We start from the raw sequence: 12,420 nt of genomic DNA, 5'->3' as shown, positions 1-12,420 counted from the left end.
GACGCCGCCGAGCGCCGAGGTCTCGACCGGCTTGACCTTCACCTTGATGCCGACCTTGGCGAGCATCGGGATCGTCGCCTCGACGATCGGGATGCCCCAGCTCTCGTTCGGCGTCGCCGTCCATTCGAACTCGAAACCATCGGGATAGCCGGCTTCGGTCAGGAGCTTCTTGGCCTTATCCGGATCGAAGGCGTAGGGCTTGGCATCCTTGTCGAAGGCCGGGACCGAACTCGGCAGCCAGCTCGACGCGCGATAAGCCTTGTCGCGGACAAGGCGCTTGATGATCAGCTCGCTGTCGATCGCATGGTTGATCGCCTGGCGGACGCGCTTATCGGAGAACGGCTTGAACTCCGGGTTCATGCCCATGTTGCGGGTGAAGACTTCCGCGACCTCCAGGATGCCCTTGGACAGGTTCGGATCGGCCTTGTAGGCGACATACTGGGTCGAGCCCAGGATCGAGACGTCGATCTCCTTGTTGCGGAAGGCGACGTCGCGGGCCGCGGCCTCGCCCATCGGCGAGATCACGAGCTTGTCGGCGTAGGGCTTGCCGGCCTTGTAGTACTTCTCCCAGCGCTCGAAGACCATGCGCGAGCCGGGGACGTGCTCAACGAACTTGAACGGGCCGAGGCCGATCGGCTTGTTGAAGAAGTCCGCCTCCTGCGCTTCCTTGGCCGGCAGGATCGCCGTCGGCGCGCTGAAGAACAGGAAGCCGGGATCGACGGCGTCGGTCATCGTCATCTCGATGGTGAAATCATCGATCTTCTTGAGACCGGAGATCTCCTTGGCCTCGCCCTTGCGGACCTCGGTACCACCCTTGATGCGCGAGACGTGACGCGCGCCCGGATAGTTCTTGGAGCCGTCGACCAGGCGATGGAACGACCAGATCACGTCGTCGGCCGTCATCTTGCGGCCATTGTGGAAAAAGGCGTCGTCGCGCAGCTTCAGCGTGTGCGTCAGCCCGTCCGCCGAGGTGGTGATGCTCTTGACGAGCTCGGGCTCCGGCTTGCCGGCCTTCGAATCCCAGCGGAACAGCATGCCATGCAGGGCATAGCCGTAGATCTCGTCCTGGATCTGGTTCGAGACGTGGCTGTCATTGCTGACGAAGGACGCACCATAAGGCGCCGTGAAGCGGATCGTTCCGCCGCGGCGCGGCTCCTGGGCCTGCGCCGAGATGGTAAAGGCAGCCATCGTCAGCGCGGTGGCAAAGGCAAATTTCTTCAACAACACGATCAGTCCTCCCGTTTTCGATCTGCTCCGGTTGATCCGGAATTGTTTGCTTTCAAGTGGAACCATAACGGCTTTACCGCGCTTGTCTTCCCCCGCACGGTCAAATTCCCCGAACAGCCCCGCGATTCACGGTGCCGCAGCGCTATTCGGAGTTCCGTTTCGCATTTTCTTCACGCGAACCGGTATTTTTCGCTCGAAGATGCTCTGCCTCAAGCTCCCCGCTCGTAGACGACCGCGCCACCGCGAATGGTGAGATCGCAACGGGTGTCCTTGAGGATATCGGCCGGCGCGGCGGTCAGGAGGTCGCGCGAGAACACCGCGACATCGGCCAGGAAGCCCGGCGCGAGCTTGCCCTTCACCTTTTCCTGCTTCTGCGAGAAGGCGCCGAACTCGGTATAGGCCTGCAGGGCCTCCTCGATCGAGACGCGCTGGGCTTCGTCCATCACCGTGCCCTTCCAGGTTTCCCGCGTCAGCATGGTGTGGAAATTCGGGAAGGGGTTGGGATCGCAGACCGGCGCGTCGCTGCCCGTAGCCGGCTTCAGGCCGAGATCGAACCAGGTGCGGAACGGATAGCTCGGCAACGCCCGCTCCGGTCCCAGAACCTTCACATAGGCATCGCCGAAATCATGGATGAAGACCTGCTGCGGGCAGGGATAGATGCCGGCCTTGACCATGCGCTCGTGCTGGGCCGGGGTCGAGAAACCGCAATGCTCGATGCGGTGGCGCCGATCCGGATCGGGATAGGCCGCAAGCGCCTTCTCATAGGCCGTGATGAGCTGCTCGATCGCGGCATCGCCGATAGCGTGGCAGACGAGCTGGTAGCCCTTCTTGTGGGCATCGAGCACCATGCGCTCGAGCTCGGCATCCTCCCACATCCAGACGCCGGTGGTCTTGTCCTCGCCCAGATAGGGCTCGGTCATCCAGGCGGTGCGCCCGCCGGCCGAGCCGTCGAGGAAGAGCTTGACGCCGCCGATCATCAGCATCTCGTCGCCGGTGCCGGAGATCAGTCCGGCGTCGTAGCATTGTGGCACGATCGAGCGGCCATCGTCGCCGAGCAGGGTCAGCCAGGTGCGGACCGGCAGGCGGCCGTCGCGCTTGGCGCGGTGATAGGCTGCGATCTCGCGGAAGCCGCCCTTCTGGCCGACGGCGGCGTCCATGCAGCTGGTGATGCCGAGCGACAGCAGATACTGCCCGCCGCGCTCGATGCCGGCGATGATGTCCTCCTCGGTCGCCGCGGGAATCGCAGCCTGGACCGGAGCGCGCGCGTTCTCGGCGAGCAGGCCGGTCAAGCGGCCGTTCTGCTGCTCGATCAGACCGCCCTGCGGCGTCGGCGACTTTTCGTCGATGCCGCCGAGGCGCAGCGCCTCGGAATTGCAGATCGCGATATGGCCGCAGGCGCGGACCAGCATCACCGGATTGTTCGGCGCCGCGCGGTCGAGTTCCTCTCGATAGGGGTGGCGGCCGGTGTCGAGCTTGGTCTGGTCATAGCCGCGCGAGAGGATCCATTCTCCGGGCTTGGACTGTGCGGCGCGGGCCGAGATGGCGCCGAGCAGCGCCTCCAGCGTCGGCGCGGCCTCGGGCTTGGAATCGACCCAGCCCATGGTCATACCGAGCGAGACGAGATGCAGATGCGAGTCGTTCAGGCCCGGCGTCGCCAGCCGGCCCTTGAGGTCGATCACGCGGGTCTTCGGGCCGATCAGCGGCTTGATCTCGGCATCGCTGCCGGCGGCCAGCACCTTGTCCCGGAAGATCGCCAGCGCCTCGACGACGCCCTCCTCGCGCCCGCACCAGATCGGCCCGTTGCGCAATACGATATCGGCCTGAATCGCCATGGTGTCCTCCTCCAATCGAGTCGTCGCGGCTCCTGTGAGCTGCGGTCAGATGTCGTCCAGCGGGAAGATCGGGCGGCGGACCTTCTTGTAGGGCCGCTCCTTGAAATTGCGGGTCGAGAGCGCGCCGGTATCGACTTCCAGCACTTCGCGCGCGATCGGCTCGAAGGCCGCACGGAAATGCTGCATCGACTTGACGATCACCGTCGACTTGCGGGTCGGATCGACGCCGAGCGAGGTGAACTGCGCGAGGTCGGTCGCCTGGCCGTTATGGGTGATGACGATGATCTCGACATCGTCGACGCGCAGCAGGGCCGAGAGCCCGTAATTGCGCCAGACGCCGCCGGCCATCGGGCCATGGCAGAGGAAATAGCCGTCCGTGATCGCGACGACATGGGCATCGAGATCGAGCGGCCCGCCGCCCATGGTCGGATCGACCTTGCCGCCGAGCTTGATCCGGCCGCGCTTGCCGACGCCGATCGCCTGCGCGGCGAGCACCGCCTCGGGATCGTTGATCGCGTGAAAGCCGACATTCTTCAGCCCGGCATCGAGCACGGCGCGCAGCAGGTTGGTGGCATCGCCATAGGCGCCGGAGCCGGGATTGTCGGAATAGTCCGAGATCACCACCGGCTTGTAGCCCGGCTTGCCCGTATCGGCCTCGCCGGCCTTGGCGCGGGCCATGGCCTCGGCCAGCGGCGTGAAATGAATCGAGGAGAAGCGGCGCAGCTCCCAGGCATAGTCCATCAGCTCCTCGGCGATGCCTTGAGCCTTGTCGCGATCATCGGCCGTGACCGCGATCGAGGGGCCGATATCGTGGACGTCGGCCGAGGAGAAGCCGGCCTGGACGCTGACGACCAGCGCATCGCCGGAAGCCTCCAGCGCGTCGCCACGACGCAGCAGTTCGAGGAAGGGCGGCGAGGTCGTGCGCCCGCCATCGAGCGCATAGAGGATCGGGCGGCGGGCGAGCGCGACCCTGGGCTTGATCTCGCCCTTCATCGCGCGCTGCAGCAGCTCCGCCGCCTGCCAGGTGCGCTCGTATTGATCGATATGCGGATAGGTCCGGTAGGAGATCAGCGCATTGGCGTTGTCGGCCATCAGCTGCGTCACCGTCGCATGCAGGTCGAGCACCGCAACGACGGGCACATCGGGGCCGATGCGCTTGCGCAGCCGGGCGAGTAACTCGCCCTCGCCGTCATCCGAGCTTTCGGTCGACATCGCGCCATGGAGATGCAGCAGCACGCCGTCTACGCCTGCAGCGGCATCGACGATCTGGCCGGCGAAGAGATCGAAGGCGGCGTCGGTGACGCGGCCGGACGGGTTGGCGCCGGTCACCAGCGGGTGGACGAGGCTCCAGCCGAACTTGTCGGCCGCCTCGAAGGCCGCGCCCATCGAGGTGCGCGTGCCGCGGAAGGCGCCGGGGATCTCGTTGTCGCGAAAGGCGCCATGCGCCCTGAAAGTGGCCTCGTCCGTGAGCTGAACACTGAAGGTGTTCGTCTCGTGCATGAACTCGGCGATCAAAACGCGCGGCACCACCATCCCCCCAAAACTGTCGTTCAATTTTTTTGACAGTTTTGGCGAGATGTCGGCGCTCTGGCCACTGATTTTCGTGCATGCGTCCCCAGAAACCTGCGCGCTTGCCGAAATCTGGTGAATATGCTCGACGACGGCTTTTGATCGCTGCGCTGGGTGCGCCTTTCGGAAACCCTTAACGGCAGCAATGAGATAGATGGTACTCCGCAGCACCGGGTGCGGCGAAGCACCGAAAGCCGGAGCGCACCGGACGGGGCGCTAGATCGACTTGAAGCTCGGGTAATGGCCGCGATAGCTCTTTTCGAGAATCGCGACGCCTCCCCGCTCCTTCAGAATCTGCGCGACCGAGAGCCCCAGTTCACGCGCCTGCTCCGGCGGCGCGCTCCGATCGGCGACGACACGCTCCGTGCCCTCGATCGAGGTCACCTGCGCATGCAGCGTCAGGCGGCCGTCCTGCCATGTGGAGCAGGCGCCGACCGGCAGGCTGCATCCAGCCCCGAGCGCATGCATCATCTCGCGTTCGGCTTCGGCCTCGGCGCGGGCCTTCGGGCATTCGATCGCCTTCAGCACCTCGACCACTGCCGTATCCTCGGCCCGAGCCTCAAGCCCGAGCGCGCCCTGCCCGACCGCATAGGGAAACAGCGACGGGGCAAGCACTTCAGAGGAAGCATCGTCCATGCCGAGCCGCCTCAGGCCGGCATGCGCCAGAATGACCGCGTCGAGCGCATCCTCGCCGCCGATCTTGGCCAGGCGAGGGCCGACATTGCCGCGGATCGGCACGACGGTGATGTCAGGCCGGAGGTTCAGGATCTGGGCGCGGCGGCGAAGCGAGCCCGTGCCGACGCGCGCGCCCTGGCGCAGCGAGGCCATGGTCGCGCCGCAGAGCGCATCGCGCGGATCCTCGCGCGGCGGCACCGAAGCGAGGACGAGCCCCTCATGCAAGGTGGTCGGCAGGTCCTTCAGCGAATGGACGACGAAATCGACCTCGCGCGTCACCAATTGCTGCTCGTGCTCGATGGCGAAGACGCCGACCATGCCGAACTGGTGGAATTCGGAGACGCGATCGCGGTCGGCGATGGTGGCGATCTGGCAGAGGGTGAATTCCGCCTGCGGGAACTTCTCCCGGATCAGGCCCATGACGTGGTTGGTCTGGGCCATCGCCAGCGGGCTGCGGCGCGTGCCGATCCTCAGATGCATGATCTCAAAACTTTCGGTCCTGTCCGGCCGGGCCGGTCTTGCCGCGGTCTATAACAGGGGGACGCCGGGCTGACGAGTGCGGCGCAGGCCCAAGCTGCGCTGGATCAATCGCAGACGGCTTCCACCGCCCCCTGTTGGCGCATGGTCGCCATCGCTTTCCTGAGCACCTCGAACACGCGCGGATCGCGCGACTGGGCGACGTTGAAGCGCATGAAATTGCCGGCCGTCTGCGCGACACTGAAGACATTGCCGGGCGCCAGCACCACGCCCTTGATGACGGCGAGACGAGCCAGCTCGGCGGAATCGACGCCTTCCGGCAATCGACACCAGAGATAGAAGCCGCCTTTCGGCATCAGCCATGGGCGAATCCCCAAGGTCTCCAGCCGGGCAGTGACCTCGCGCCGCGTCTGGGCCAGGCGGCGATGCAGCTCTTCCATATGCTTGCGGTAGCTGCCGCCGGCGAGGACGCCTGCCAGCAGCTCCGTCGAGACCGGGCCGGGCCCACCGAAACTGGTCGCGACCTGCAGGTCGACGAGCCCCTCGACCCAGTCCGCCCGCGCCGCGATATAGCCGCAGCGGACGGCGGCCGAGAGCGTCTTGGAGAAGCTGCCGATCCGGATGACACGTTGCAACCCGTCGAGCGACGCCAGCCGCGATGACGGCTCCGGCTCGAAATCGGCGAAGATATCGTCCTCGACGATGATCATGTCGTGGCCGGCGGCCGTGCTGAGCACGCGATAGGCGGCCTGCGGCGACAGGCTGGCGCCGGTCGGATTGTGCAAGCCGGAATTGGTCAGGTAGACGCGCGGGCGCTCGGCCGCCACCACATTTTCGAACGCTGCGATATCCGGCCCTGTCGGCGTGTAAGGGACGCTTACCACACGCACCTGATGCGCCCGCAGCAGCGCCTGGAAGTTGAAATAGCAGGGGTCGTCGACGAGGACGACATCGCCCGGCCGCAGCAGGAAGCGGCAGATCAGGTCAAGCGCCTGCGTGCCCGAGCCGGTCAGCATGAGTTGCTCGGGTGAGACCGTGAGCCCCGCCTCGACGAAGCGTCCGAGCAGGAGACGGCGCAGGCTTGAGGCGCCGCGCGTGCCGCCGTAATCGGTGAGGATCGCGCCCTCGGCACGTGCCAGCGCCCGGAAGCCGCGACGCAAGGCCTCCTCCGGCATCCAGTTGGCCGGGAGCCAGCCGCAGCCTGGCTTCAGCGCGCCTGGCTCGGCATCGAGCGACTGGCGCGAGACCCAGAACGGGTCGACGACCAGCTCTTGCGGCGAAGCGGCCCGTGTCAGCGCCAGAGGCGGCAGGCCGCCGCCGGTCACATAGAAGCCGGAGCCTTGCCGTGCACGGATCAGGCCCTCGGCCGCAAGGCGGTCATAGGCTTCGACCACAGTGGAGGGCGAAACCTTCATCGTCGCCGCAAAACCGCGAATCGAGGGCAAGCGATCACCTGGCGCCAGAGTCCGCGATGCCAGCCGCGCGCGTATCGCCGCCATGACCGCTTCCGTCCGGGTCGCGGCGGGTTCGGCGACACTGATTGTATGCTCATTCATAGCCATACAGTTTGCCATGAATGTATCGGTCTGTCGCTGGCCTTGTCGGTTGCCCACGCCTAGAGCACGGCTTCCGGGCAAAGCAGCGGGACGGATCGGATGTCGAGCAATTGGGGCGGCAAGGGCTGGGGCAGCGGGCTCATCGGCGTGCTGATCTTCAGCGGCTCGCTGCCGGCGACACGCGTGGCAGTTGCGGGGTTCTCGCCGCTGTTCCTGACCGGCGCCCGCGCCGCGATCGCAGCCCTGCTCGGCGCCGCCTGCCTCATGCTGTTGCGCCAGCAATGGCCCCGGAAAGCCGACATCCGCCCGCTCGCGATCGTCGCGCTCGGTGTCGTGCTCGGCTTTCCGCTGCTGACGGCGCTCGCGCTGCAACATATCCCCTCGGCGCGCTCGATCGTCTTTATCGGGCTCCTGCCGCTCGCGACCGCGCTGTTTGGCGTGTTGCGCGGCGGCGAGCGGCCGAAGCCGGTGTTCTGGCTGTTCTCGGGGATCGGCAGCGCGACCGTCGCAGGCTTCGCACTCGCCAACAGCGATAGCGGCTCGCTGGCGGGCGACCTGCTGATGATCGGCGCCGTGCTGCTCTGCGGGCTTGGCTATGCGGAGGGAGCGAGCCTGTCGCGCCGGCTCGGCGGCTGGCAGGTGATCTCGTGGGCGCTGCTCCTGTCGCTGCCGGCGATGGCCATCGTCGCGCTGCTGTTCTGGCCCTCGACATGGCAGGGCATCGGCACGCCGGCCTGGATCGGCCTCGGCTATGTCTCGGTTTTCAGCATGCTGGTCGGCTTCGTCTTCTGGTATCGGGGGCTGGCGATTGGCGGCATCGCCAGTGTCGGCCAGCTCCAGCTGCTGCAGCCCTTCTTCGGGCTGACGCTGGCGGGCTGGCTGCTCGGCGAGCCGATCGCCTGGACGATGATCGCGGCGACCGCGGTGGTCGTACTCTGCGTGGCCGGAGCGAAGCGCTTCGCCTGATCGCCCCTAACCTACGCCTGACGCGAAGCTCTTGGATTCCCGGCCGTCCGAGGCCATCTTCTGGCTTATCGGAGGTTGCGTCATGGCAAGCGGGTGGGCTCCGGACGGAGCGGTTCAGGACCAGATCGACGGCTCGATCACGGACGCGGTTCGTCTGGCGCGGTCACGGCTGCCGAGCGGCCCCGGCGAGATTCATTGCCAGGAATGCGGCGAGGAGATTCCCGAAGCGCGCCGACTCGCCATGCCCGGCGCCCGCCTCTGCGTCGCCTGCCAGTCCGGCCATGACCGCTCGGCGGCACAATCCAGCTACAACCGGCGCGGCAGCAAGGACAGCCAGCTGAAGTAAGCTTGGCTGCGCCGTTTCGGCTGCGCCCGAAGACGGCACCGTCGGAAGCAACGGCAATGGCGCGCTGCGATGTCGGGGAAAGGATTGTGGTGCCGCTTGAGGGATTCGAACCCCCGACCCCCTCATTACGAAACAGATGGCCATGTATGGCGCGGTGTTTCTCAGAATGACAAGGGGCGACACATTTTCTCTAGCATTTCCCGCGCCTTGTCTACTATAACAGAGCCTGTCAGAACACGTCATATGACAGGCGCTGACGCCGCACTTTGTTACCCCAGAATTTACCCGAGATCAAATGGCGAAGAGGCTAACCGATGCTGCGGTCAAGGCCGCGAAGCCCGACCCGACCAAGCGTCTGGAGGTTGCCGACGCTGGCGCGGCCGGCCTGCATCTCGTGATCCAGCCCTTGCCGAGCGGGAAGAAAAGCTGGGCATATCGATATCGTTTGCACGGTAAAACAGCGAAGCTGACGATCGGTCCCTATCCTGCGTTCTCGCTCACAGAGGCTCGTGAAAAGGCACAGGAGTTCGATCGCACTCGGCAACGCGGGGATGACCCTAGCCTGGGAGAGAAACGCCGCAAGCGCGCGCTCAAGGAGGCGCACGTCGCCGACGCAGGGACCTTCGCCGGCGAGGCCAGACGATATCTGGATGGCTATGCCAAAAGCCACCAGCGCCAGTGGCGGGAGACTGCCCGAATGCTCGGTCTGCGAGCCGACCCGCAGAAGCCGGAGGAGAAAGACAGCCCGCTCTCCTTCGTTGTGATCCCCAAGTCAGCTGCTGCGGAATGGGCGGGCCGGCTTGTCTCGAGTATCACAACGGACGACGTCCGGGACTTCATCCAAGGCATTCGTCGCCGCGGCGCGCCAATCGCGGCCAATCGCACTCTCGCGGCCCTAAAGGGCTGCTTCGCTTGGCTGAAGGACAACACGACCAGGCTGCCGATTGACCCATCCGCCAGCGTTTCCAAGCCCCAGAAAGAGGTCGCGCGCGATCGCGTCCTCACCCACGATGAGATTCGAATCCTCTGGCTTGCCTGCGACGAACTCGGCCAGTTGTTCGGAACGTCGATCAAGCTGATGCTGCTGACGGCTCAGCGTCGCGACGAGGTTGGCGGATTGCGGCGCCCCGAGCTGTCGCCTGACGCTGCCATGTGGACGCTGCCGGGGGAGCGAGCCAAGAATGGTAAGGAGCATGAGGTGCCGCTGACTCCACTAGCGCGCCAGCTCCTACAGGCCCTCCCTCGCGTCCAGAGCAAGGCCAAACTGGTTTTCACGACGACGGGCGAGACGGCGGTCAGCGGATGGTCAAAGACCAAGACCAAGCTGGATCGAGAGATGCTGGCGATACTGCGGAAGGAAATGGCCGCGCGCGGAGAAGACCCCGCCGGCGCTGAAATCCCCGGCTGGACGCTGCATGACTTGCGGCGAACGGCCGACACCCTGATGAACGACGAGCTCGACATCGCTCCGCACGTGGTCGAGGCGATCCTGAACCACGTCAGGAAGGGCGATGAGCGTCGCTACAATCACGCGAAGCTGCGAGAGCCGAAGCGGCGCGCCCTGGAGGCGTGGGCCGAGCATGTGGCATGGATTGCTGCTGGTAAGCCTGAACCTGAGGCCGCTGAGCCTGTGGGAGCGAGCGTCGATGGGTGACGAAAAGGGCGACCTCTGCTCATTTAGCGACGACGAATGGAATGCCGTCCTCGCGGCGGCTGGATCCTCTTTTGAGGGCCTGCCGGTGATCGAGAAAGAGCCTTATCCAGGCGAGATTTGGTTCGCCAGCTATGGCCCGCCGCCTTTTGAGAGCGAGCAGCCGATCGAGCGCGCCGCCACCAATGCGGATGTTCGTGCCTATCTTGAGGGGCAGCTATACTTCGCAAAGGACAGCTCTCTCGGCCATTACTCGGTTGTTCGCCAAGAGAAAGGCGCCGAGCGGGTGCATTTGATCGCCGAGCATGCGGATAATCTCATCGCCCTGTTGGCTGAACAAAGCCGTTACCAGCCGATCCTTGAGCCGCGGGACCCGGTCGACCCCGTGCGAGATATGGGGTTTCTGGACGAAGATCTTAAGGTGTTCATGCCTCGGCTGCAGATCGACCTGATCAGGGCGAGAGATTTCTATCGCGGGCTCAGCGACCGATATCGGGCAAACGCTGAGGTTCTCCGGATGAATGTCAGGCCGGTGGATACCTGCCGCGAAATCTATTGGGGAGAGCTGATCCGGCTATGGACGCAAGCTCTTGGCCGGCCGCCGACGTCCTCACCCACCGGCCCGCTCACACGATTTATAGAGGCGGCCTCGGCTCCAATGACCAAGCGTTTGCTTCCCAGCGCCGACACGATCCATAGGTTTGCGCGAACGCGACTGCGACCTATGCAAGCCGTGCCGCCCAGTTAGTCGTCCGTGCATAGGCAACGGGACCGCCCTGCCCGCGGACGAAAGCCATAACGCTTATCGGCGAAACAGTGTGACCTTCCTCGTCATCGAAGCATGACTTGGAGGTCACAATGCAGTTTGCGGGCCGGAACTATCTCAGCTCCCGTCAGGTGTGCCAGCGCCACGGGATCGTGCTGCGCACGCTGTACCGCTACATGAAGCGTGAGGGTTTCCCGAAAGCGGTCAGCCGCGAAGGGCGCCTGTTCTTCGCCGAGGACGACTTGGTCGCCTGGGAGAAGAAGATTATCGGCGCCGAACTCGGCGCTCAGGCCGCAGCCTGAGCGATGGTCGCCCGAGCCAGCAGGGCAGACCCTGCGCAAAGGCTCCTGGACGACGTCCTCACGGAGCTCAGGAACGCCGGTGTCCGACCGACGCCGCTCAGCGTTATCGCCGCCGCCACCGACCGCACGACGGATGATCGCCTCGTTCAGGCCGTCGCAGCCGCTGCCGAGCGGCGCCGTGCATTCGGGGAGCGTCAATGCGGTCAATGAAGGAGCCCGGATTTGATGGAGGCGGCAGCCGGCCCATTGGGGGCCGCCCCAGCCCTCGGCGTTGGCTCTTCGCAGCACTTCGGCGGCGCCACCTGTTTCGCTTAATTAGTCATCGCAGAGCGTTGGGAGTCGCTATTGAGACGAAGCCCACACTAATCGTCGGATGCGATTGCTTGGCTGACCTCGAGGGTTGGCCCGTGCCTCCGTCTTTGGCGCCTCACTTGGGACTTCATCCTGTCAATGTGCGGCAGATGGCTCAGGATCTGGCGTTGAGTATCGACGATACGTTCATCGCGGACGTTACCGAGATCGTCTGCAGCTTTCGGCGCCGCGGAGGAAATCTATCGTCGGACGAGGTGGGGCGGTGGCTGTCGCTAACGCGGGCTGAGCGGGAAGCTGTTCGAGCCTGGAGCATGGATGCTGCTGAGGAGCCTGCCGAAGCGCGCAAGGTGCGAAAGGCCGCTGAAAAGAGCTTGCGGGACAGGGATCGGCAACGGGCGAAGCGTGCCGCGGATCGTGAGGCAAAGGGGTTGCCGCCGTTCGATCCGGGACAGACGTTGAAGGCAATGGCGCCGTGGCTGGCTCTCGGAATCAGCGAACGTACGTGGCATCGGCGGCAGAGTGCGGTTCGATTGATGGATGGCAGCAACGCGTCGCCGGCATTTGTACCGCTATCGGCTGGCAGCAAACAGTCGCAGACATCTGTAGCGGACGGCTCTGGCAGCAACGCGTCGCCGACGTTTAGTATGAAAACTGATCCGCGACGACTTACTGCCACGCCTCGGGCCTGTTGATTTCCGCCGAGAAGTGACCCTGGGTTTCCACTGAGAAGTGACCCGCCCA

At 65.1% G+C, this 12,420-nt stretch carries 11 protein-coding genes; 6 read left to right on the top strand and 5 right to left on the bottom strand.

Annotated features, from left to right (window positions below; translation table 11 throughout):
- From Q0Q02_RS21195 to Q0Q02_RS21175, 5 genes are all read right to left on the bottom strand, one after another.
- On the bottom strand, window positions 1-1,221 hold a 1,221-nt coding region (locus Q0Q02_RS21195; RefSeq protein ID WP_293812483.1), incomplete at its 3' end, for an ABC transporter substrate-binding protein.
- Between the two features lie 215 nt (window positions 1,222-1,436).
- Window positions 1,437-3,059 carry an amidohydrolase gene (locus tag Q0Q02_RS21190; RefSeq protein WP_293812481.1) on the bottom strand — a complete coding sequence of 541 codons (1,623 nt, stop codon included), beginning with the start codon at window positions 3,057-3,059 and terminating at the stop codon, window positions 1,437-1,439.
- A gap of 45 nt (window positions 3,060-3,104) precedes the next feature.
- Window positions 3,105-4,586, bottom strand: a complete 1,482-nt coding sequence (locus tag Q0Q02_RS21185; RefSeq protein ID WP_293812480.1) for a M81 family metallopeptidase — start codon at window positions 4,584-4,586, stop codon at window positions 3,105-3,107.
- Window positions 4,587-4,844: 258 nt separating this feature from the next.
- Window positions 4,845-5,783, bottom strand: a complete 939-nt coding sequence (gene hemC, locus Q0Q02_RS21180; RefSeq protein ID WP_293812478.1) for a hydroxymethylbilane synthase — start codon at window positions 5,781-5,783, stop codon at window positions 4,845-4,847.
- A gap of 104 nt (window positions 5,784-5,887) precedes the next feature.
- Window positions 5,888-7,279 carry a PLP-dependent aminotransferase family protein gene (locus tag Q0Q02_RS21175; RefSeq protein ID WP_293812477.1) on the bottom strand — a complete coding sequence of 464 codons (1,392 nt, stop codon included), beginning with the start codon at window positions 7,277-7,279 and terminating at the stop codon, window positions 5,888-5,890.
- A gap of 156 nt (window positions 7,280-7,435) precedes the next feature.
- On the opposite strand from Q0Q02_RS21175, the gene Q0Q02_RS21170 reads away from it, so the two are divergent.
- The 6 genes from Q0Q02_RS21170 (at window position 7,436) to Q0Q02_RS21145 (ending at window position 12,371) form a co-directional block, all read left to right on the top strand.
- Window positions 7,436-8,302 carry a DMT family transporter gene (locus tag Q0Q02_RS21170; protein WP_293812476.1) on the top strand — a complete coding sequence of 289 codons (867 nt, stop codon included), beginning with the start codon at window positions 7,436-7,438 and terminating at the stop codon, window positions 8,300-8,302.
- A gap of 82 nt (window positions 8,303-8,384) precedes the next feature.
- Window positions 8,385-8,648, top strand: coding sequence for a DksA/TraR family C4-type zinc finger protein (locus tag Q0Q02_RS21165; RefSeq protein WP_293812475.1), 264 nt, complete (start codon window positions 8,385-8,387; stop codon window positions 8,646-8,648).
- 295 nt (window positions 8,649-8,943) lie between these two features.
- Window positions 8,944-10,302 (top strand): site-specific integrase, encoded by a 1,359-nt coding sequence (locus tag Q0Q02_RS21160; RefSeq protein WP_293812474.1) that lies wholly within the window; start codon window positions 8,944-8,946, stop codon window positions 10,300-10,302.
- Window positions 10,295-11,047, top strand: a complete 753-nt coding sequence (locus Q0Q02_RS21155) for a hypothetical protein (RefSeq protein ID WP_293812472.1) — start codon at window positions 10,295-10,297, stop codon at window positions 11,045-11,047. The genes Q0Q02_RS21160 and Q0Q02_RS21155 overlap by 8 nt, the downstream gene beginning before the upstream one ends.
- A gap of 110 nt (window positions 11,048-11,157) precedes the next feature.
- On the top strand, window positions 11,158-11,367 hold the full coding sequence (locus tag Q0Q02_RS21150; protein ID WP_293812470.1) for a helix-turn-helix domain-containing protein: 210 nt from the start codon (window positions 11,158-11,160) through the stop codon (window positions 11,365-11,367).
- Window positions 11,368-11,828: 461 nt separating this feature from the next.
- Window positions 11,829-12,371: a hypothetical protein gene (locus Q0Q02_RS21145; protein WP_293812469.1), complete on the top strand. Its 543-nt coding sequence runs from the start codon at window positions 11,829-11,831 to the stop codon at window positions 12,369-12,371.
- The last annotated feature ends 49 nt before the right edge of the window (window positions 12,372-12,420 follow it).

The organism is uncultured Allobosea sp. (assembly GCF_945956895.1).
Classification (GTDB): domain Bacteria; phylum Pseudomonadota; class Alphaproteobacteria; order Rhizobiales; family Beijerinckiaceae; genus Allobosea.
Note: the sequence above shows the minus strand (reverse complement) of the source record. Positions and strands in the feature narration are given on the sequence as shown.